The sequence below is a fragment of the Paraburkholderia hospita genome (genome assembly GCF_002902965.1).
GTDB lineage: Bacteria > Pseudomonadota > Gammaproteobacteria > Burkholderiales > Burkholderiaceae > Paraburkholderia > Paraburkholderia hospita.
Genome location: NZ_CP026106.1, coordinates 898,234 through 918,935 on the forward strand (window position 1 = coordinate 898,234; position 20,702 = coordinate 918,935).

17 protein-coding genes are annotated in these 20,702 nt (G+C 63.9%); 6 read left to right on the top strand and 11 right to left on the bottom strand.

Annotation, left to right across the window (positions count from 1 at the left end; all coding sequences use genetic code 11):
- Positions 1-10: 10 nt before the first annotated feature.
- Entirely contained in the window at positions 11-787 is a 777-nt protein-coding gene (locus C2L64_RS22445) for a TetR/AcrR family transcriptional regulator (protein ID WP_009769699.1), read from the bottom strand.
- Between the two features lie 299 nt (positions 788-1,086).
- Between C2L64_RS22445 and C2L64_RS22450 the strand changes: the two genes are divergently transcribed.
- The 4 genes from C2L64_RS22450 (at position 1,087) to C2L64_RS22465 (ending at position 6,911) form a co-directional block, all read left to right on the top strand.
- Positions 1,087-2,268: an isovaleryl-CoA dehydrogenase gene (locus tag C2L64_RS22450; RefSeq protein WP_009769698.1), complete on the top strand. Its 1,182-nt coding sequence runs from the start codon at positions 1,087-1,089 to the stop codon at positions 2,266-2,268.
- 155 nt (positions 2,269-2,423) lie between these two features.
- Positions 2,424-4,031 (top strand): carboxyl transferase domain-containing protein, encoded by a 1,608-nt coding sequence (locus C2L64_RS22455; protein ID WP_007743072.1) that lies wholly within the window; start codon positions 2,424-2,426, stop codon positions 4,029-4,031.
- Positions 4,032-4,059: 28 nt separating this feature from the next.
- On the top strand, positions 4,060-4,845 hold the full coding sequence (locus C2L64_RS22460) for an enoyl-CoA hydratase/isomerase family protein (RefSeq protein ID WP_009769697.1): 786 nt from the start codon (positions 4,060-4,062) through the stop codon (positions 4,843-4,845).
- A 53-nt stretch (positions 4,846-4,898) separates the two neighbouring features.
- Complete coding sequence (locus tag C2L64_RS22465) at positions 4,899-6,911, top strand: acetyl/propionyl/methylcrotonyl-CoA carboxylase subunit alpha (RefSeq protein ID WP_009769696.1); 2,013 nt, start codon at positions 4,899-4,901, stop codon at positions 6,909-6,911.
- Positions 6,912-6,933: 22 nt separating this feature from the next.
- Here C2L64_RS22465 and C2L64_RS22470 read toward each other — a convergent pair whose 3' ends face one another.
- The 10 genes from C2L64_RS22470 to C2L64_RS22510 all read right to left on the bottom strand — a co-directional run bounded on the left by C2L64_RS22470 (position 6,934) and on the right by C2L64_RS22510 (position 17,239).
- Positions 6,934-7,722 carry a phosphate/phosphite/phosphonate ABC transporter substrate-binding protein gene (locus C2L64_RS22470; protein ID WP_009769695.1) on the bottom strand — a complete coding sequence of 263 codons (789 nt, stop codon included), beginning with the start codon at positions 7,720-7,722 and terminating at the stop codon, positions 6,934-6,936.
- Between the two features lie 126 nt (positions 7,723-7,848).
- Positions 7,849-9,030, bottom strand: a complete 1,182-nt coding sequence (locus tag C2L64_RS22475; RefSeq protein ID WP_009769694.1) for a glycosyltransferase family 9 protein — start codon at positions 9,028-9,030, stop codon at positions 7,849-7,851.
- Positions 9,031-9,116: 86 nt separating this feature from the next.
- Positions 9,117-9,281 carry a hypothetical protein gene (locus tag C2L64_RS53335; RefSeq protein ID WP_158660534.1) on the bottom strand — a complete coding sequence of 55 codons (165 nt, stop codon included), beginning with the start codon at positions 9,279-9,281 and terminating at the stop codon, positions 9,117-9,119.
- A 720-nt stretch (positions 9,282-10,001) separates the two neighbouring features.
- Positions 10,002-11,072, bottom strand: coding sequence for a fatty acid desaturase (locus tag C2L64_RS22480; protein ID WP_039901942.1), 1,071 nt, complete (start codon positions 11,070-11,072; stop codon positions 10,002-10,004).
- 138 nt (positions 11,073-11,210) lie between these two features.
- Positions 11,211-11,960: a CDP-diacylglycerol diphosphatase gene (locus tag C2L64_RS22485; protein ID WP_009769692.1), complete on the bottom strand. Its 750-nt coding sequence runs from the start codon at positions 11,958-11,960 to the stop codon at positions 11,211-11,213.
- 6 nt (positions 11,961-11,966) lie between these two features.
- Complete coding sequence (gene iaaH, locus C2L64_RS22490) at positions 11,967-13,421, bottom strand: indoleacetamide hydrolase (RefSeq protein WP_009769691.1); 1,455 nt, start codon at positions 13,419-13,421, stop codon at positions 11,967-11,969.
- A 103-nt stretch (positions 13,422-13,524) separates the two neighbouring features.
- A complete protein-coding gene (locus tag C2L64_RS22495) occupies positions 13,525-14,430 on the bottom strand; it encodes a ferritin family protein (protein ID WP_007746510.1) in 906 nt (301 codons plus the stop codon).
- Between the two features lie 137 nt (positions 14,431-14,567).
- Positions 14,568-14,786 carry a hypothetical protein gene (locus C2L64_RS22500; protein WP_009769690.1) on the bottom strand — a complete coding sequence of 73 codons (219 nt, stop codon included), beginning with the start codon at positions 14,784-14,786 and terminating at the stop codon, positions 14,568-14,570.
- A gap of 395 nt (positions 14,787-15,181) precedes the next feature.
- Positions 15,182-15,868 (bottom strand): NADPH-dependent FMN reductase, encoded by a 687-nt coding sequence (locus C2L64_RS22505; protein ID WP_007746521.1) that lies wholly within the window; start codon positions 15,866-15,868, stop codon positions 15,182-15,184.
- 333 nt (positions 15,869-16,201) lie between these two features.
- Positions 16,202-17,239, bottom strand: coding sequence for a toll/interleukin-1 receptor domain-containing protein (locus C2L64_RS22510; protein WP_009769689.1), 1,038 nt, complete (start codon positions 17,237-17,239; stop codon positions 16,202-16,204).
- A 1,237-nt stretch (positions 17,240-18,476) separates the two neighbouring features.
- On the opposite strand from C2L64_RS22510, the gene C2L64_RS22515 reads away from it, so the two are divergent.
- Both C2L64_RS22515 and C2L64_RS22520 read left to right on the top strand, forming a co-directional pair.
- Positions 18,477-19,229 (top strand): SDR family NAD(P)-dependent oxidoreductase, encoded by a 753-nt coding sequence (locus C2L64_RS22515; RefSeq protein ID WP_009769688.1) that lies wholly within the window; start codon positions 18,477-18,479, stop codon positions 19,227-19,229.
- 119 nt (positions 19,230-19,348) lie between these two features.
- Positions 19,349-20,689 carry an MFS transporter gene (locus C2L64_RS22520; RefSeq protein ID WP_009769687.1) on the top strand — a complete coding sequence of 447 codons (1,341 nt, stop codon included), beginning with the start codon at positions 19,349-19,351 and terminating at the stop codon, positions 20,687-20,689.
- The last annotated feature ends 13 nt before the right edge of the window (positions 20,690-20,702 follow it).

Genomic DNA, 20,702 nt, shown 5'->3' on the forward strand with positions numbered 1-20,702 from the left:
ACGCGGAGGCTCAGGCGTCTTCGCCGGTATTGATACGTTCGGGCGCCGGTTGCTTCGCATTCTGCTGATGCGCGGCTTCCGCTTCGGCCAGGCGGCGCGCCGCTTCGCCCACTTCCTGGCGGAACTGCACCAGCGCGCTGAGCGACGCGTCGGGCGGCTGCAACGCGGACCACAGCACGTCGATCAGGCGGTCTGCCGTGGCGTCGATGTCGGTGCGGCGATTGCCGAGCGTCGCGTCCCACAGCACGTGTTCCATCGGGCCGAAGACGAGCGAGCGCAGCAGGCGCAGCGGCACGTCCGAGCGGATCTGGCCCGTCTGCTGGCCGTGCGACAGCACGCGCATCAGCGGCGCGGTGTAGCGGCGCTGCAAGCCCGTCAGTTCTTCGCTGAGTTCGTGCTGACGCGTGCGGCCTTCCGACAGGACGAGCGCGCACAGCCCCGTCCCATTGACCAGCATCAGCCGCAGATGCGTGCGCACGATGAACGCGAACTGCTGGCGGATGCTGCCGTCGCGCGGCAGGCCCGACTCGATTGCTTCGATGATCTCGTCGTACCAGTCGCCGATCACGCGCGCGCACAGCTCGCGCTTGCCGCGAAAGTAGCTGAACACCGTGGCCTCGGAAATGCCGAGCCGCTGCGCGATCTCTGCCGTCGTCGCGCGTTCGTAGCCCTTTTCGGAAAAGACGTCGCGGCCCGCCTGAAGGATCTCCTTCACACGTTGCTGCGACTTGCGGCCCGCCGGCTGGCGGCGCGATCCCGATACCTCGGCCCTTGCTACGCCCATCATATGAGTCCAGTTCAGATTTCGGAGCAGGAAGGCCCCGTTGCGGCCGATACTACCACGCTGGCAGGCCATTCAGCGTGTACTTCACGGTTTTTGAGTGACACTCAAAAATACCGATTGACGCTTACGTAAATCTGGAGTGAAATGCGCTCTGTACTGCCGCGCGGCCGCACATGTCGTATGAATGACGATGGAAGCCAAATGCGCGGCGGGCCAGCCGGCTGAGTCCGGCTCAGAAAAATTGCCTGATGCGAGGCGGCGCTACACCGTGAGCCGCCCGCCACGAACTCTTGGAGACACACATGAGCAACTTGCCCGGTTTGCAGTTCCCGCTTGGTGAAGAGATCGAGATGCTGCGCGACAGCCTCGCGTCGTTTGCGGCGAAGGAGATCGCGCCGCGTGCGGGCGAGATCGACCGCACCGACCAGTTCCCGATGGACCTGTGGAAGAAGTTCGGCGATCTGGGCGTGCTCGGCATGACAGTCTCCGAGGAATACGGCGGCGCGAACATGGGCTACACCGCGCACATGGTCGCGATGGAGGAAATCTCGCGCGCGTCGGCATCCGTCGGGCTGTCGTACGGCGCGCACTCGAATCTGTGCGTGAACCAGATTCACCGCAACGGCACCGCGGCGCAAAAAGAGAAGTACCTGCCGAAGCTGGTGTCGGGCGATCATGTGGGCGCGCTTGCGATGAGCGAGCCGAACGCGGGCTCGGACGTGGTCAGCATGAAGCTGCGCGCCGAGAAGAAGGGCGACCGCTACGTGCTGAACGGCACGAAGATGTGGATCACGAACGGCCCGGACTGCGACACGCTCGTGGTCTACGCGAAGACGGATATCGAAGCCGGTCCGCGCGGCATCACGGCGTTCATCGTCGAGAAGGGCATGAAGGGCTTTTCCGTCGCGCAAAAGCTCGACAAGCTCGGAATGCGCGGCTCGCACACGGGCGAACTGGTGTTCGAGAACGTCGAAGTGCCGGAAGAGAACATTCTGGGTGAGCTGAACGGCGGCGTGAAGGTGCTGATGAGCGGCCTCGACTACGAGCGCGCCGTGCTCGCGGGTGGCCCGACGGGCATCATGCTGGCGGTGATGGATTCTGTTGTGCCGTACATCCACGACCGCAAGCAGTTCGGTCAGTCGATCGGCGAATTCCAGCTGATCCAGGGCAAGGTCGCCGATCTGTACACCACGTTGCAGGCGTGCCGCGCGTATCTGTACGCGGTGGGCCGCCAGCTCGATACGATCGGTACGGCGCATGTGCGCCAGGTGCGCAAGGACTGCGCGGGCGTGATTCTCTACACGGCGGAAAAGGCTACGTGGATGGCGGGCGAGGCGATTCAGATTCTCGGCGGCAATGGGTATATCAACGAATATCCCGTGGGACGTCTGTGGCGCGACGCGAAGCTCTATGAAATCGGCGCGGGTACGAGCGAAATCCGCCGCATGCTGATCGGCCGCGAGCTGTTCGCGGAAACGATGTAAGAGCCATGGGACTGGAGGAAGCGCTATAGCGCTAACTCTGGCCGACTCCCCATGGGACCGGAGTAGGCGCTGAAGCGCCAACACCGGTCGACATGCGATGGGACTGGAGTAAGCGCTAAAGCGCTAACTCCAGTCGACACTAGCGAGAACACAACATGCCGATCATCGAATCGAAGCTGAACCCGCGCTCCGACGATTTCCGCACCAACGCGGCCGCGCTCGAAGCGCTCGTCGAAGACCTGAAGGCGAAGATCAGCAAGCTCGCGCTGGGCGGCGGTCCCGCCGCGCGCGACAAGCACGTGTCGCGCGGCAAGCTGCTGCCGCGCGATCGCATCGCGCAACTGCTCGATCCGGGCACGCCGTTTCTCGAACTGTCGCAACTCGCGGCGTTCGGCATGTATCACGACGACGCGCCGGGCGCGGGCGTGATTACGGGCATCGGGCGCATCGCGGGCCAGGAGTGCGTGATCGTCTGCAACGACGCGACGGTGAAGGGCGGCACCTACTACCCCGTGACCGTGAAGAAGCACGTCCGCGCGCAGGAAATTGCCGAGGAAAACCGCTTGCCGTGCGTGTATCTCGTCGATTCGGGCGGCGCGAACCTGCCGAATCAGGACGAGGTGTTTCCCGACCGCGATCACTTCGGCCGCATCTTCTATAACCAGGCGAACCTGTCGGCGCAAGGTATTCCGCAGATCGCCGTTGTAATGGGCTCGTGCACGGCGGGCGGCGCGTATGTGCCCGCCATGAGCGACGAGTCGATCATCGTCAAGAATCAAGGCACGATTTTTCTGGGCGGCCCGCCTCTGGTCAAAGCGGCGACGGGCGAAGAGGTCAGCGCGGAAGATCTGGGCGGCGGCGACGTGCACACGCGTCTGTCGGGCGTCGTCGATCATCTCGCGCAAAACGACCCGCACGCGCTGGCGATTGCGCGCAGCATCGTCGGCAATCTGAACCGGCGCAAGGACGTGCCTGTCACGATGCAGGAACCGAAGCCGCCGCGCTACGACGAAAAGAGCATCTACGGCGTGATTCCCGTCGATACGCGCAAGCCCTTCGACATCCGTGAAGTGATCGCGCGTATCGTCGACGATTCCGCGTTCGACGAGTTCAAGGCGCGCTACGGCACGACGCTCGTATGCGGCTTCGCGCATATCTGGGGGCATCCCGTCGGCATCGTCGCGAACAACGGCATTCTGTTTTCCGAGTCGGCGTTGAAGGGCGCGCACTTCATCGAACTGTGCGCACAGCGCAAGATTCCGCTCGTGTTCCTGCAGAACATCACGGGCTTCATGGTGGGCCGCAAGTACGAGAACGAAGGCATCGCGCGCAACGGCGCGAAGATGGTGACGGCCGTCGCCACCGCGAAGGTGCCGAAGTTCACGGTGATCATCGGTGGATCGTTCGGCGCGGGCAACTACGGCATGTGCGGCCGCGCGTATTCGCCGCGCTTCCTGTGGATGTGGCCGAACGCACGCATCTCGGTGATGGGCGGCGAGCAGGCGGCGTCCGTGCTCGCCACTGTCAAGCGCGACGGCATCGAAGGGAAGGGCGGCACGTGGACGGCCGAGCAGGAAGAGGCGTTCAAGCAGCCGATCCGTGAGCAGTACGAGCATCAGGGGCATCCGTATTACGCCAGCGCCCGCTTGTGGGATGACGGCGTGATCGATCCTGCGCAGACGCGTGACGTATTGGGCCTCGGCTTGTCAGCGGCGATGAACGCGCCGATCGAAGACACACGCTTCGGCGTGTTCCGCATGTAACGACGGCGCAGCGAAAGGAGTTTCGGCCATGCAATACGATAACCTGATCGTCGCGTTCGAGAGCGGGATCGCCACCGTCACGCTCAATCGCCCGGATGTGCGCAACGCGTTCAACGAAGCGATGATCGCGGAACTCACGTCGGTGTTTCGCGCGCTGAACGAGCGCGACGACGTGCGCGCCGTCGTGCTCGCGGCGAGCGGCAAGGCGTTCTGCGCGGGCGCGGACCTGAACTGGATGAAGAAGATGGCCGGTTACTCGGACGACGAGAACCGCGCCGACGCAATGCGTCTTGCCGACATGCTCGCGTCGATCTACCGCTGCAACAAGCCGGTGATCGCGCGCGTGAACGGCGACGCTTACGCGGGCGGCATGGGCCTGATCTCGGCGTGCGATATCGTCGTCGCCGTCGACAGCGCGAAGTTCTGCCTGTCCGAAGCGCGCCTCGGCCTGATTCCCGCGACGATCGCGCCGTATGTGATCCGCGCGCTCGGCGAGCAGGCGTCGCGCCGTTACTTCATGACGGCGGAAGCATTCGATTGCGCGACGGCTTATCGCTTGGGCTTTGTCGCCGAATGCGTGAGCGCGGACCAGCTCGACGAGACCGTGCAGCAACTCGCGGCCACGTTGTGCGCGAACGGACCGCAAGCGGTGAAGGCGTGCAAGCAGCTCGTGCACGACATCGCGGGCCGCGAGATCAGCGCGGCGTTAATCGAAGATACGGCCGCGCGTATTGCGAAAACGCGCGCGGGCGCGGAAGGCCGCGAAGGCGTCGCGTCGTTTCTTGAGAAGCGCTCGCCTTCGTGGCGGGTTTAAAAGACGCGCTTGAACGTCGCCACGGCACAGAACAACACCCATCGAGACACCTCATGTTCAACAAGATCCTGATTGCGAACCGGGGCGAAATTGCCTGCCGCGTCGCCGCGACCTGCAAGCGGCTCGGCATCACGAGCGTCGCGGTCTATTCCGACGCCGACGCGAACGCGAAGCATGTCGCCGCGTGCGACGAAGCCGTGCATATCGGCGGCTCGACGGCGGCGGAAAGCTATCTGCGCGTCGAACGCATCATCGAGGCGGCAATCGCGACGGGCGCGCAGGCCGTGCACCCCGGCTACGGCTTTTTGTCGGAGAACGAGGACTTCGCGCACGCTTGCGAGAAGGCGGGCATCGCGTTCATCGGGCCGCCCGTCGAAGCGATTGCCGCGATGGGCTCGAAGGCCGCTGCGAAGGCGCTGATGCATTCGGCTGCCGTGCCGCTCGTGCCGGGCTATCACGGCGACGACCAGAACGCCGATCTGCTGCATCGCCAGGCCGATGAGATCGGCTATCCCGTGCTGCTGAAGGCGAGCGCGGGCGGCGGCGGCAAGGGCATGCGCGTGGTCACGCGCACCGAGGAATTCGACGCCGCGCTGGCGTCGTGCAAGCGCGAGGCCGCGAGCAGCTTCGGCAACGATCGCGTGCTGATCGAAAAGTATCTGACGCGTCCGCGTCACGTTGAAGTGCAGGTGTTTGCCGACAAGCATGGCGGCGCGGTCTATCTGTTCGACCGCGACTGCTCGGTGCAGCGCCGTCACCAGAAAGTACTTGAAGAAGCGCCCGCGCCCGGCTTGCAGCCGCACGTGCGGCGCGCGATGGGCGAGGCCGCTGTCGCGGCGGCGCGCGCGGTGAACTACGTCGGCGCGGGCACGGTCGAGTTCATCATGACGGAAGGCGGCGAGTTCTACTTCATGGAGATGAACACGCGTCTGCAGGTCGAGCATCCTGTGACGGAGATGGTGACGGGACTCGATCTCGTCGAATGGCAGTTGCGTGTCGCGGCGGGCGAGCCGCTGCCGCTCGCGCAGGATCAACTGAGAGTCGAGGGCCATGCGATCGAGGCGCGCATCTACGCCGAGCATCCGGCGCGCGGCTTTTTGCCGTCGACGGGTACGTTGAAGCATCTGCGCATGCCGGAAGGCGTGGAGTTTTCGCTTGGCGCGGGCGGCGAGCGTGCGCCCGTGCGTATCGACAGCGGCGTGCGCGAGGGCGATACGATCACGCCGTTCTACGATCCGATGATCGCGAAGCTGATCGTGCATGGCGCAAGCCGTGAAGAAGCGCTGAAGCGTATGAGCCAGGCGCTGCGCGGCTGCGAAGTGGTCGGCCCGCATACGAACGTCGAGTTCCTGCAGCGTATCGTCGCGAGCGTGCCGTTTTCGACGGGCGATCTCGATACGGGGTTGATCGAGCGTCATCACGATGCGCTGTTCGCACCGGTAAAAAAGCCGTTCGTCGAAGCGCTGGCGCTCGCATGTGGCGCGCTATTGACGCGAGAAGGCGGTGTCGCGCATGGGGCGTCGCCGTGGGATGCGCTGTCGCACTGGCGCCTGAACGGCGGTTATACGCAGACGCTCAACTGGCGCGACGTCGAGAAAGAGGCTGCGTTTACAGCGGTTTTCTCACGCGACGGCGATACGCGGACCCTCACGCACGATGGCCGCACCGAGCCGTTCAAGTGGTGGACGGGCGCGGGCCAGCATGAATATGGCGCGACGATCGGCGACGCGCATGTGACGGGCCGCGTGTTTATCGACGGCGATACGTTCCATGTGTTCTGCCGCGGCGACGCGCTCGCCTTCGAATGGCAGAACCTGCTCGCGCATGCAGCCGATGCCGAACATGGCGAAGGGCGTCTCACTGCGCCGATGCCGGGCAAGGTGATCGCGGTGCTGGTCGAACAGGGCGCAGTGGTGGAGAAAGGGCAGCCGCTGATCGTGATGGAAGCGATGAAGATGGAGCACACGATCGGCTCGCCCACTGCGGGCAAGGTGGCTGAGGTGCTGTACGCAGTCGGCGATCAGGTCACCGATGGTGCGCAGCTGTTGGTGCTGGACGTCGAATAAGGCGCTGGTTTTCGAGGAAGCGTCATGCGAGGCGCGCGTAGTTCGCTACGCGCGCCTCGTTTTCCATTTGACGGATGCTTTCGTATGCTTCGGGCGGCAAGCGCGAAAAGCCTTTGAGCTTGAGTCGTCGCGCCCGCTCGGGTTGTGCTGTGACGGCTTCGTCGAGCGCGTCGCGCAAAGCGTCGATCTGTTCAGGTGCAACATGCGTCGACGCGATCAACGGCAGCCCCGGCGATGAACGCGTGTAGCCGATTTCGCGCAAGCGGCCCGTCAGTTCCGGATACGCGTCGCGCGCGAAGGCCATCGTGACGCAATCGATCGCGGCAAGGTCCGCGCGATCTTCTGCAATCGCGCGCAGCGAGCCGAGATGCGATCCTGTTTCCAGCGTTGCGCCGAAGAACCTGCCGTTCTTCGCATGCGGCGCAACTGCGTGGCGCAACGCGTTATAGCCACTGTTCGAATCGGTGGAATTGAAGGCGGCGCGCGCGCCGCGACAGGCTTCGATCGAATCGAACTGGGCGTCATCACGCGTGACGAGCACGCTCGAATAGTTCGCACTCTCGCAGCCGGGCGCATCGAATCGTGGTGTCGCGATTAGTTGCACATGCTCGTGCAGCCCGAGCACGTACGGATAACCGCAGGTCTGCGACAGCAGCAGGTCGGGGCGTCGCCAGAACGTGTGCAGATCGTCCGGTTCGACGATCGCGGCGCGAGGGTCGACATTGCGCAGCACGTCCACGAGCAGCGCATGCCAGTCAGCGGCGAGCGCGGGCGAGACGTTGTACATCGGCAGGGCGGCGATCTGGTTCATGCAGGCGATTCTAAACGCGGATCGGTCTGCGGGCAGCGTGGTTCGTCACGCGATCACCATGTTGCGCCCATCGTGACAGCGCGGACGACGCTGAGCGGCATCGTCGACGAAACAGCGCTCGCGCCGTCAGGCCGCAGCGTCGAGGCTCGTGCGCGGCGCGTCCACCGTGGCGACGGACTGCAACACCGCTTGCGCCACGCGCCCGACCTCCGGCCAATCCTTCAGCCGCTGACCGTCGGCGGACCTCTCGGGCGTGACGCTCACATAGGGCGGTGGATAACCCCATATCGCGTCATGCACGTCCGGTTTCGTGATGCTGCCGCCGAGCACGGCGACCGTTGGACGGCGGAACGCAGCCGCCACGTGCATCAGCATCGTCGAGTTCGTCAGCACGACGTCTGCCTGTTCCACGAGCGCGAACATGACGCGCATCGGCACTTCGCCTGCAACGGAGCGAACGGACACGCCCGGACCGGCTACGGCGATGGCCTCGGCCGCGCGAGCCTGATCCGCCGCGCTGCCGACGATCACGACTTCACACGCGTGGCCTTGCTGTTCCAGCGCTAGGGCGATTTGCGCGAGCGCCGCGCCGACTTCGCGCGGGGGCCATGCCTTGGTGGGCACGCCGGCGCCGACGCCAGCGACGATGCGCACGGTGGGCCGACCTGCTGGCGGGTTTGTCATCCAGAGTTGCGTGGCGCGTGCGCGTTCGTCGGTGGTCAGAAATAGTTGCGGCCGCACTTCCGGCAACGCTGTCGCGCCGAGCAATTCGCCTTGCGCGAGCGCCGCGCGTCCGGCCTGCCGTCGCGCGTAGACGACGTGCGCCTGACAGCCGCTCCAGCCGCCGCGATAGCCGCGCACGCCGATGCGGTAGCGCGCGCCGAGCCGCATCATCAGCAACGCGCCCATATAGCTGCCTAGCACATCGATCGCGACGTCGAAGCCGCCCCGGGCGCGCAGCGCGTCGATCTGAGGGGACTTCCACAGGAAGCGCAAGACGTTCTTGTGGGACCGGTCCGTGACGATCTTGTTGTTCCAGGGCGCGTCGAGTTCGACGATTTCGTCGATATACGGATTGTTCTCCAAGATGGGGCGTCCCCAACTGCCGATCCCGGCGATCAGGCGCGTCGACGGAAACTGCTTGCGCAGCGATTCGAAGAGCGGGGTGGTGGTGAGCAGTTCGCCGAAATCGTTGGGGCGGAGCACGAGGATTTCGCGTGGGGTGTCGCGGCGCGGGTCGAAACGTGGCGAATGGAAGCGGGCCATCAGCCAGACTGGTGTTTCGATTAGCAGGTTTTTCCAGTCCATGGATCGCATTCTCCTGGCGTGCAAGGCTGCCGATATGCGGTTGATTGTGACGGGTTGTGGGCGTGGGGAAACGCCGAGGTTCCGGTTTATTCGGTCAATTCAGGGTGGTGGGGGTTTTTGCCATTGCGCTGGCATTCGCGGTGCGGTTGGTTTGGTTTTTTCGCTGGTATCCGGGTTTTGCCTTCGTGGCGCGGCTGGTTTGGTTTGCTCGTGTTTGCGCTGGCATCCGCGCTACGGTGTTTGCCGTTCATGCGTCGCCCCTGTGCGGGGCGGCACCTACTTTTCTTTGCCGCCGCAAAGAAAAGTAGGCAAAAGAAAGCGGCTCACACCGCCAACATTTCTTCTTGCCTGAGGGCCCTCAACCGGTCCCACACTTCACACGGCAACATCTCTATTGGCGCGCGTTGCCAACGCTTCGAATAAACGCCTCACCCGCTTCGAACTCCCATACGCGGGCAAGCGGCAGCGAATGGTTTGTGCCGCCCAGGTGGCAAACTGTGTGTAGGTTGTCGCGTCGTACACGTTAGCGCTCTTACATGGTGGGACGCGTGCGCTATCGGTCCGAAGTGAAGCGTGTGTGTCGCTACGGCCTACACACAGTTTGCCACCTGGGCGGCGGTGGAATATCTGGCACGGCATGGTGAAGCGCGGGTGCGTGAAGCGGGTGAGGCGCACCGCAAGAGCGTTGGCAACGAACATGGGTCACGTGATTGCCGCGTGAAGCGTAAGACCCTTTGGGGGCCCTCAGGCAGGAACAAGAATTAGCGGTGTTAGCCGCTTTCTTTTGCCTACTTTTCTTTGCGGCGGCAAAGAAAAGTAGGTGCCGCCCCGCACAGGGGCGACGCTTGAATGGCAAACACCACATCGCGGATGCCAGCGCCAACACGAGCAAACCAAACCGACCGGCAACGCCTACGCCCAAAAAGACAAAAACCGGATGCCACCGCAAAGAAAAAAAACCAAACCCACACTCACAAATCAACCCGCCCAACCCTCGAACCATCCCGTTCGACACTAACGGACACACGAACCTCACGCGCCTGCAAGGTACCTGCAAACGCATTGCCGGCAGCAGCAGGCCGACCAAACCGCGTGCCACGGGACAAATCCCCATGCACAGGCCGCATGGCCACAGCAAACGCGTACTGCCTGGCCCATTCGCTATAACCCTTAACCAGAAACCCACCAGACCGTTGAACATATTGCACGCGGGACGCAACATAAACCGTGCGCAAAGCAAACCACGGCACATGCGGCAAGTCGTGATGCACGAGGTGATAGTTATTGTTCAGAAACAGCAAGCGCCAGAACCAGGCAGCCTCATTGATCACCGAGCGTTGCTCATGCAAATCCGCATCGCGATGCTCCTGAAACGAACGCACAGAACTCAACGCGAGCGCCGGATACCCGACCCCTGCAATAAACAGCCAAGGCGCAATCCCACACTGACGATCAAGCCAAACAACCAGCAAAGCAAGCGCCGCAAAATGCGCGAACCACGCAGGCACGTCAGCCCAATCACCCCGCGCAACCTTCCGCAGCGCCTGCGTTGAAGTCGCCGCAATCGAAAACGCCGGCCCGAGCAGCAGCCGCCCAGCAAACGTATTCCGCGCAATCAGCAGCACACGCGTCAGCATCCCAGCATGCCGCCAAGCCTCGCGACTAACGAAATAACTTTCAGGATCGACTTCAGGATGCGTCAGATGCGGATCATCGTGATGCTGCAAATGCAGATCGCGATACACGCGATACGGAAACCACACTGCGAGCGGTGCAAACCCGATCAGCCCATTGACGAACGGCGAGCGCGTCGGATGCCCGTGCAGCAACTCATGCTGAAGCGACATGTACCACGCGCTGAACACGGCGAGCAGCGGAATCGCAATGCTCAGACCAAAGCCACGCGCGTGACTCGCGATGAAAAACCATCCGCCATAGATTGCCCCGATCAGAAGCCACGTCGGCCATTCGGTGCGCCATGTGAAGCTGTTGCGACGCTGCGTGAGCGTGTGGCGTTGTGCGTCGTCGAGATAGAAAGACATCGGCGGATCGGTCGTATTGCAGTTCACCGATCCTAAAGGCGCGTCCGCCGTCGCCGAACCAATTTGTTCGGCAAAGCTTGTGAGTAAAGCGGATTTGGCATCTGTTATACGTGCGAATTGAACAAATGCTCAGCGCTTTTACTGATGCATGCCGATTCTGCACGCGTGATCGAGCATGCCTTCCGCCGTGCCGCTGCCGTCGTCGAGTTCCAGGCCGCTGTTGACGACCAGCCAGCCGTCGCTGTCTTTCGGTCCTGCGCCCGTCACGAGGATGGTCTGCTGCGCCATCGCGTCGCTGCCTTGCCGGTCGCGCGCGACGATGCGGAACGGGTCGTTGTCGCCCGTCAGCGACAGCACGCGCATCACGCGGTACGCGCTGCCGTCGAGCTTCGTCCAGTGCCACTGGCCCGGCTCGACGGTGCGAAAGCGCGCGAGGTCCTTGATGATGTCGTCCTGCATGCAGTCCATATGGATATGCAGCTGATTTTGCGTGCGGCGGAACTGTGAGTTGATTTCGAGGCCGAGTTGATCGGGCGGGAACGTCAGGCCGATGCGCGAGCCGACATACTGCCGCGCGGCCCACGCGTCGGCCCAGTAGTCGGGCGCATCGGCGGCGAGCACGCTCGGGCTTTCGATGCCCGTCACGCGGTCCGTCGGAATCAGCAAATATTGCGTGTTGCCGTTGATGTCCTTGAGGATCGCGTAGTGTCCGGGCAGATTGACGGCTGTGCAGAAGCCCGCCCCGCCCGACGCGCGCGCGACGGGCAAGCACTGATGGTCGACGATGTTCCAGAGCGCGTTGGGATCGGCGGCGGCGATGAGCGCGCAGCTGGAGGTGCACAGCGCGACGGCAAGCGCCGCGAGGTGCCTGATGCGTGGTCGGGTCATGAGGTGTCAGATAGTCGGAGCGGGGACGGTGCCGAGCAGCGCTTCGAACGCGATGCCGATGGCGAGCAGCCGGCGGTCGCTGCCAAGCGGTCCATCCAGTTCGATGCCCACGGGCAAGCCGTCCTGCGTCAGGCCCGCGGGCAGCGAGAGGCCCGGAATGCCAGCGTTGCTGGCGGGATCGGTGTTGCGCAGATAGGCGGTCATTTCGTCGATGGCAGGCGCGCCGTCGATCGACACGACGGACGAGCCGTTCACTTCGTCGATCGGCACGGCGACGAGGCGCGTGGTCGGAAAGAGCAGTGCGTCGAGGCGTTCGGCCGCGAACGTGTCCGCGTAGTGCCGCTGCAATTGCGGACGCCATTTATTCATCGCGTCCGGATAGTGCTGGGTCAGCGCGCCTGCCAGCACGACGTCGTAGATATTGCGCACGTCCGGGCTGGCGATGCGCGCTGCCAGCTCGCCGACCGTCTGGACGGGCGCATCGTTCGCGACGAGGTAGTCGCGCACGTCGTCGAGCGTCTCGTGGATCGCGATCGGGCCGCCCGTCTGCTCGTTCAGCTGCAGCAGGTCGGGCATCGCGACGGGCACGAACGTGACGCCCGCCGCTTCGAGTGTCTTCAGCGCGGCGCGCGCCACATCTTCCGTCGCGCGTTCAAGCTCGGCCCACAGCGGCTCGGGCAAACCGATGCGCAGCGCCGACAGTGGCACGTCGGGCAGCGCGGTGTCGCCCGTAATCACACCGTCGAGCAGCGCGACGTCCGCGACGGTGCGCGCCATCGGCCCGACGGTATCGCGCGTGTGGCTGATCGGCACGACGGCATGCGGGTCGTGATAGCGGCGCTCTGCGCCGCCGTTGCCCACCGACGGGCGGAAGCCCGCAATCCCCGTGAGCGCGGCGGGAATGCGCGTCGAGCCGCCCGTGTCGCTGCCGAGGCCGGCGGGCGAAACGCGCGCGGCAATGGCGACGGCCGTGCCGCCCGACGAGCCGCCCGCGATCAGCGACGGGTCGTAAGGATTGCGCACGACGCCCGCATGCGGGGCCAGATTCGCACTCGTGATGCCGAACGCGAGTTCGTGCATGTTGGTTTTGCCGAGCACGATTGCGCCCGCGTCGATCAGCCTGCGCACGGAGGGCGCGTCCGTCTTCGGCTTGAAGCCGTCGAGCGCGGGCGTGCCCGCCGAGGTCAGCAGACCCGCTGTGTTGATGTTGTCCTTGATGACGACGGGCAGCCCCGCGAGCGGCAGACGGGCTTTTTCCTCGGGCGGGAGCGCGTCGATGCGTTTCGCGGCGGCAAGCGCGCCTTCCATGTCGATCGCGGTGAACGCGTTGAGCGTGTCGAGCGCGGCGGCGCGCGCGAGCAGGGTCGCGACATAGTCGAGTGCGTCGAGCCGCCCCGACTGGATGGCCGCGACGGCCTGCGTTGCGGTCAGCGCGAGTTGCTCATCGACGGTCCATTGCATGTGGTCTGTCTCCCTCGATCGGTACGTGTCGTGAATGCGCACGCGTGCGCGCGGCACGCTGATGTGCTTCCGCAATCGTGCGGCTGCTTGCGCCTACTGGCGGCTACTTGCGCATCAAGCGCAGCGCGAGGCGTGCGAGCGCGGGAACGAGCGTCGGACGGACGAGCCGTTTGTCGTAGCCGGCCATCCGTTGGTCGTTTTCCAGGAGGCAGAGTTCGATCAGTTGACGCGTCGAGAGTGCCTGGCCGATCGTCGAGCTGTTGGCGGGCAGGAAGTTCGAGTCGTGCGCGACGCCGTTCGAGTCGATGCCCTTCGCAATCGCGACGCGGTCCCAGATCAGCTTGATCCAGATCGCGCCGACGCGCAGCGAGTGCCACGGACGGCGCCACCATGGCATCGTTCGGCGATACCACGCGACCCAGTTGACGAAAAAGAGAATGTGGCGCGCTTCTTCCTGAATCACGGGCTCGAAGGTTTCGACCAGTTCTTGCGGGAAATAGCCGGACAACTGTGCGGAGCGGAACAGCCCGAACGAAAAGAAGCTGTCGATGCACTCGCTGTAGCCGGTGAACATCCATGCCCATTCGGCGTCGCGCGGAGCGGGATACTGCGGCTCGGGCGCGAGCTCGATGCCATATGCGGCGACCAGACGCGACAAAACGTGCTTGTGACGCGCTTCTTCAGCCGCGTCCATTTCGATCGCTTCGCGTATCAGCGGGTCCTGCACCTGCGCGGCGTACGTGGCGACGCGAATCGACGCGCGGCCTTCCGTTTGCACGGCGATGTCCCAGATGGGCAGGGACGTGATGCGCTTCAGCGCATCGGGCTGCAATTGCGGCCAGTCGATAACGGCCGGCTTGTAAGGGTTATGCGTTTCGAGAAGCATCCGGCAGAACATCTGCTTGTGTTCGTCGGAGCCGACACGCATGCGTGCGTGGCCATCGAAGGTCCAGTTGCGCAGCGCATGATCGTGAGCGGCTTCTGCATCTGTTATCAGGGTATCTGACATGTCAGGCGGAAACGTGACCAGTTATTCCGGCTATTCTGTCATAACCCGTTAATTTGTGGCGTCGAGCGGGCATGCGCCGTGCTGCCGCACGCCTTTAGGCGCTGCATTGCGTCAAAAATTGCAATGGACCTGCGTGTTTACTGATGGCTGTCGATCCACAGCCGGCCCCAACGGAACGCATACGCAAGCGCGTGCTCTTCGTCGAAGAAATAGTCGAGCGCGTCGAACGAATAGGCGTGTCCGCCGCTGGCGGCCGTGGCTTTCTCGATGGTGAGGTTCGCAGCGAAGAGCCCGTTGGGCAGGCGTTGTGCAGCGGGGGCCACTTCGTAGCCCTTGTAGCGGATATGTCTGTTCATCTGTTTCATGTTTGATCGCCTCCCCGCGACGGATTGCGCGCAGCACGGCGATCAGTTAATCGAAGCGGGCAGGGACTAGCGTAGGCTGGGCCGTGGAGCGCGTGAACCAATCATTCGTCGCAAGCAAATCACGGGCGGCCAGGGAACGGTCTGCGGGGATCTGGATGAGGCGTTATCGCGTGCGTTGTCGCGATGATGCGGCGGCGAGGGCAGCCGGGTCTGTTGTTTGGACCACGATCGCGTCGCCGCGCATGTTGGCCAGCGCACGCAGCGAGGCGCTGCGGCGGCACAGTGTGATGGAGCGGCGTGAGCGGTGAAGAGGCGTTAGCGCGCATGCGCAATGACACGCGCCGCTTCGATGCGGCACATGGCATTGCGCAAGCGGAAGCGGCGAATCAGTTCGCCAGTACCAGAACGCGTTTGGGCCGCGTTTCGTCGGCGTCGCTCGCCGAAGTTGCGGACGCCGCGGATGCGCCGTCCGCGTGATGCGAGGCATGATGCGAGCGGAACGCGAGCGCGAATTGCGAGGCCTGCTGGCCGACTATCGACAGCTGTTCGACCACCTTCGGATCGGAGCAGGTATCGGCAGATTCGAAACGTGTTTCGAGCGTGTTGATGCCTGCGCCGAACGGCGTCGGCCAGCCGCGCAACGCGTGCACGATGGAGCGCAGCGACGTCAGCACCGAGCCCGCCGCCTGCCACCCATACGCGGTGACGATGCAGCCGACCGCGCGGCCGTCGAGGTAAGGGCGCTCGTCGGCACGCAGTTCTTCGAGCGTGTCGAGCGCATTTTTCACGAGGCCCGACACGCCGCCGTGATAACCGGGTGTCGCGATGATGAGGGCGTCGGCGTGACGGACGGCCTCGATCAATTCGATCTGTTCGTCGGTGCGTTGGGTGCTTTCGGGCGCATAGTGCGGCAGGCTGTGCAGGAACGTGCCGCCAAACAGACGCGTACGTGCGCCCGCCTGTTCCGCGCCGCGCAGCGCAAAGCCGAGCGCGCGTTCAGTAGACGATGCAGCGCGCGTGGTGCCGCCGATGCCGATCACGAGCGGGCGGCGGTTCTGGTCGAAACGGGTCAACTTCAAGCTCCTTGCTGCAGTGGCGGCCGGCCGGATGCATGTTGGACACCTGTGGCGTGTCCCATGCGAACGGGCCTCTGGACCTGAACCGCCATGTTAGTGACCGATCGTACCAGCGGGAAACGACTTTTTGTTCTAACGATATAACGGCAGAAGGGTTATCGGCTGCGCGCGGCGGCGTGGATTGCTTGTGCAAAAGGCTTCGTTGGAACGGGGACGGGCGGGCGCTAATATGAAACCGTCTCCTCCATGAGAACTCCTTGACATGGGATTGGCCCCGGATTCGCAAGAATCCGGGGCTTTTTTTGCGCTTGAGGAAACGCGCCGCGCGCGTTACTGTGGCAACGGCACGATTCGCCGAGCCCCGAGCATATTGTCGTCGGCTGTCATCTGCCGCGATTCGGGCGTCACGCACACGGTGTCGCTGTCGAACGCCGCGCGCCACACGAAGCCGGGCTTACAGGTGTCCGGTCCATACGCGCCGCCGTTCGGCAAGCGGTTGTCGGAGGCGGCCCGGTTTTCGGCGAGGATGCGCAGTTGCGTTTCGGGCGTCACGCACACCTTGTCGCGAGGTTGCGCCTGGCGCCAGACGAAAGGCCTGACGCACGCGCCGCGATCGTGCGCGGACCGCTGCAAAGCCTTCTTCGACACCATCTGATCGCCTTTGCCCGCCTGATTGCCGGGCGTCGCCGCCGTCGTCGTCGTCGGAACGGGCGCCGATGCGACAACGGTCGTGTCCGCTTTTGCCTCGTGTCCGGCCCCCGATATCTTCAATACGACAGCGCCCATCAGCGCGACCGCCGCGACCGCGCCGCCGATCGTCCACATGCGTGTGTGACTCTTGCCAGCGTTTGCGTTCGGGGTGGGTTTCGCGTGCGGCGTGTCGGCGGGCGCGCTGTCGCCCGGTTCGTCGCCTGCGTGTGTGCGCAATGTCTTGATCAGCAGTTCCACGTCGCTGTCCCAGCGGGCGTGTGTCAGCTCGAACGCATTGCGGTAGGCGAGGTCCTTGATATCGGCGGGCAGATCGGGTTCCTGCGGCATCGTCGCGCCTTGCACCAGCACGGGTATTACCGTCACGTCGCGCTTGAGCGCCGACGACGTTTCGAGCCGTACGAAGTCGTTCGGATTGTCGAGGCGCCGTTTGCCCTCCCGGTCTGTGACGGTGAGCCAGGTCCGGCCGATCAGCGCCAGCAACACTGCGCACTTGTCGATGTTCGTCTCGATTGCGCGCCGGAAGTCGGCGCCCGGCTCGATCGTCGCAACGTCCATGAAGACCGTGTGTTCGCCGAACACTTCGCGCAACGATTCGAACAGGCGACCTGCCTGGCCTTCCGTATCCTCGCGTCGGTAACTGATGAAAATGGGCCGCATCGAACGATTCCTCCCTCCTCGGGTTGAACGGCGAGCCGATCCTGCAATTGAAATGCTCTTTTATTAAAGCAGAGCGCGCTGTGTCCGGTTAGCGTTGCATGGTGGGCGATGATGGTTGAATGTGCGGATGCCAACTGACTGCTTCGCCTGAAGGCGGTACCTGTTTTGGTGTTTTTGCCTTTGTGCTGGCATCCGGAGGGCGGTGTTTGCTGCGCAAGTGGTGTGGTTTGCTTGTGCTTTGCGCTGGCATCCGCGATTTGCCTTCGTGGCGCGGGCGATTTGGTTTGCTTGTGTTTTCGCTGGCATCCGCGTGTTGCTTTCGTGCTTCAAGCGTCGCCCCTGTGCGGGGCGGCACCTACTTTTCTTTGCCGCCGCAAAGAAAAGTAGGCAAAAGAAAGCGGCTCACACCGCCAACTCTAGTTCCTGCCTGAGGGCCCCCAACCGGTCCCACGCTTCACACGGCAACGTCCTTGTTCGCGTTCGTTGCCAACGCTTCGAATAAACGCCTCACCCGCTTCACGCGCCCGCGTCGCCGCATGCCGTGCCAGACATTCCTCTGCCGCCCAGGTGGCAAACTGTGTGTAGGCCGCAGCACTGCACACGCCTCACTTCGGACCGATAGCGCGCGCATACCTCCATGTAAGAGCGCCAAGCTATACGACGCGACAACCTACACACAGTTTGCCACCTGGGCGGCACAAACCATTCGCTGCCGCTCGCCCGTGTATGGGAGTTTGAAGCGGGTGAGGCGTTTATTCGAAGCGTTGGCAACGCGCGCCAATAGAGATGTTGCCGTGTGAAGCATAAGACCGGTTGGGGGCCCTCAGGCAAACACACGTGCTGGCGGTGTGAGCCGCTTTCTTTTGCCTACTTTTCTTTGCGGCGGCAAAGAAAAGTAGGTGCCGCCCCGCACAGGGGCGACGCTTGAGGCGCGAAGGCATAACGCGGATGCCAGCGCAAAGGCCAAAACACCCAACGGCAACGCTTGAGGCACGAAGGCATAACGCGAAATGCCAGCGCAAAGGCAAAAACCCCGACCAACAACACTCGCGCCGCCCGGCCCCATCCCCGATTCACTTTTGTTATCACCCCATCCAACACTCGGATTGTTCCCGTATCGCCCCGCGATTTATATTGCGTACACCGAGGGTCCGTGACCGAACACCAACCCCAAACCCCAACAACAACAAATGCGCGAGCAACATCCCGCATCAGTAGCAAAACAAGGAGCGCAGCGATGAATCAGATCGATCTGAAGGGCCGTGTCGTCGTCATTACGGGCGGCGCGCGGGGAATCGGCTATGCGGTAGCGCAGCGCGCGCTGCGCTCGGGCGCGGCCGTGGCGCTCTGGGATGTCGACGCCGAGCGGCTCGAGCGCAGCGCGAAAGAGCTAAGCGAACTCGGCAAGGTCGCAGCCGTCACCGTCGATCAAACCAAAGAGGCCGAGATCGACGCCGCCGTCAGCAAGACGCTCGCCGCTCACGGCGCCATCGACGTGCTGATCAACTGCGCCGGCATCACGGGCGGCAACGGCACGACGTGGGAACTCGAACCGGACATGTGGCGCCGCGTGATCGACGTCAACCTGATCGGCCCGTATCTCGCATGCCGCGCGGTCGTGCCGCAGATGCTGAAGCAGGGCTATGGGCGCATCGTCAATATTGCTTCCGTGGCGGGCAAGGAAGGCAATCCGAACGCATCGCACTACAGCGCGTCGAAAGCAGGGCTGATCGGCCTGACCAAATCGCTAGGCAAGGAACTCGCGACGAAGAACATTCTCGTCAACGCTGTCACGCCCGCAGCCGCGAAAACCGAAATCTTCGATTCGATGAAGCAGGAGCACATCGACTACATGCTGTCGAAGATTCCGATGAACCGCTTCCTGCTACCGGACGAGGCAGCGTCTCTGATCCTGTGGCTCGCGTCGGAAGACTGCGCATTCAGCACGGGCGCCGTGTTCGATCTGTCGGGCGGCCGCGCGACGTACTAGACCCGTCGCACCCTAACGACAGCAATCACAAACGAAAGCGACAAACGACGAACGAAAGCGACGAACGAAAGCGGCACACGTATGCCGCTTGCGCCTTCGCACGAAGGCGACACGGAGACATGATGAACGGGACCTCGTCCGAAACCCGCGACACCCTCGACGGCATCGTCAGCCAGGTCATGCGGCGGCTGTTGCCGTTCCTGCTGCTGATGTACGTGCTCGCGTTCCTCGACCGCGCGAACATCGGCTTTGCACAAAAGGCCTTGCAGCACGACACGGGCATTTCGAACGCCGCGTTCGCGTTCGGCGCGGGCGTGTTCTTCGTCGGCTATGCGCTGTTCGAAGTGCCGAGCAATCTGCTGCTGCATCGCGTCGGCGCGCGGCTGTGGATGTGCCGGATCATGGTCACGTGGGGCCTCGTGTCGGCGGCGATGAGTCTCGCGCACACGGCTACCACGTTTTATGCGCTGCGCTTTTTGCTCGGCGTCGCTGAAGCGGGCTTCTTTCCGGGCGTCATCTATTACCTGACGCGCTGGTTTCCGCAATCGGCGCGCGCGCGTGCTGTCGGCGTGTTTTATTTCGGCGCGCCGCTTGCCTTCATGTTCGGCAGTCCGCTGTCGGGCTTTCTGCTCGAGCTGCACGGCGCGTTGAATCTCGCGGGCTGGCAGTGGCTGTTTCTGATCGAAGGCGGGCTGGCGTCGGTGGTCGGCGTGTGGGCGTTCTTCTATCTCGACGATCGGCCCGAAGACGCCAGCTGGCTCACGCCGCAAGCGCGCAAGACCTTGAGCGCGGCGCTCGACGACGACGCGCGCGCCGCGTCCGCGCATGGTCCGCGCAATCTGCTGGCGGCGCTCGTCGATAAACGCGTGCTGCTGTTCTCCGCGATCTATCTGCTGATCCAGATGAGCGTGTACGGCGTGATCTTTTATCTGCCGCAGCAGGTCGCGGCGCTGATGGGCGAGTCGGTCGGCTTGCGGGTCGGCATGGTGGCGGCCGTGCCGTGGATCTGCGCGCTCGCGCTGACCTGGTTCGTGCCGCGCCGCGCCGACGCGACGGGCACGCACCGGCGCTGGGCTGTCGCGCTGCTGGTGCTCGCCGGATGCGGGATCGGCGTATCGGGCGCAACGCATAGCCCGCTGCTGGCGATGGCCGCGCTGTGCTGCGCGGCAAGCGGCTTCATCGCCGCACAGCCGCTCTTCTGGACTTTTCCGACGCGCTACCTGACGGGCGCGGCGGCCGCAGGCGGCATCGCGTTGATCAACTCGCTCGGCAGCCTGGGTGGTTTCATCGCGCCGACGCTGCGCACGAGCGCCGAGCATGCGTTCCAGTCGACCTCGGCGGGTCTGCTGCTGCTCGGCGCGGCGAGTTTGCTGGCCGCGCTGCTGATTGGCACGCTGGTGCGCCGCGACGCGACGCGCGACACGCCCGCTTTCCCACAACCCATTCATCGCGCCCGCTGACACGCGAGGCGCA

Bases quoted from the DNA above. Each gene is read 5' to 3' on its own strand.
- C2L64_RS22445 (WP_009769699.1), bottom strand. From the start codon at position 787: ATGATGGGCGTAGCAAGGGCCGAGGTATCGGGATCGCGCCGCCAGCCG.
- C2L64_RS22450 (WP_009769698.1), top strand. From the start codon at position 1,087: ATGAGCAACTTGCCCGGTTTGCAGTTCCCGCTTGGTGAAGAGATCGAG.
- C2L64_RS22455 (WP_007743072.1), top strand. From the start codon at position 2,424: ATGCCGATCATCGAATCGAAGCTGAACCCGCGCTCCGACGATTTCCGC.
- C2L64_RS22460 (WP_009769697.1), top strand. From the start codon at position 4,060: ATGCAATACGATAACCTGATCGTCGCGTTCGAGAGCGGGATCGCCACC.
- C2L64_RS22465 (WP_009769696.1), top strand. From the start codon at position 4,899: ATGTTCAACAAGATCCTGATTGCGAACCGGGGCGAAATTGCCTGCCGC.
- C2L64_RS22470 (WP_009769695.1), bottom strand. From the start codon at position 7,722: ATGAACCAGATCGCCGCCCTGCCGATGTACAACGTCTCGCCCGCGCTC.
- C2L64_RS22475 (WP_009769694.1), bottom strand. From the start codon at position 9,030: ATGGACTGGAAAAACCTGCTAATCGAAACACCAGTCTGGCTGATGGCC.
- C2L64_RS53335 (WP_158660534.1), bottom strand. From the start codon at position 9,281: ATGAACGGCAAACACCGTAGCGCGGATGCCAGCGCAAACACGAGCAAA.
- C2L64_RS22480 (WP_039901942.1), bottom strand. From the start codon at position 11,072: ATGTCTTTCTATCTCGACGACGCACAACGCCACACGCTCACGCAGCGT.
- C2L64_RS22485 (WP_009769692.1), bottom strand. From the start codon at position 11,960: ATGACCCGACCACGCATCAGGCACCTCGCGGCGCTTGCCGTCGCGCTG.
- iaaH (WP_009769691.1), bottom strand. From the start codon at position 13,421: ATGCAATGGACCGTCGATGAGCAACTCGCGCTGACCGCAACGCAGGCC.
- C2L64_RS22495 (WP_007746510.1), bottom strand. From the start codon at position 14,430: ATGTCAGATACCCTGATAACAGATGCAGAAGCCGCTCACGATCATGCG.
- C2L64_RS22500 (WP_009769690.1), bottom strand. From the start codon at position 14,786: ATGAACAGACATATCCGCTACAAGGGCTACGAAGTGGCCCCCGCTGCA.
- C2L64_RS22510 (WP_009769689.1), bottom strand. From the start codon at position 17,239: ATGCGGCCCATTTTCATCAGTTACCGACGCGAGGATACGGAAGGCCAG.
- C2L64_RS22515 (WP_009769688.1), top strand. From the start codon at position 18,477: ATGAATCAGATCGATCTGAAGGGCCGTGTCGTCGTCATTACGGGCGGC.
- C2L64_RS22520 (WP_009769687.1), top strand. From the start codon at position 19,349: ATGATGAACGGGACCTCGTCCGAAACCCGCGACACCCTCGACGGCATC.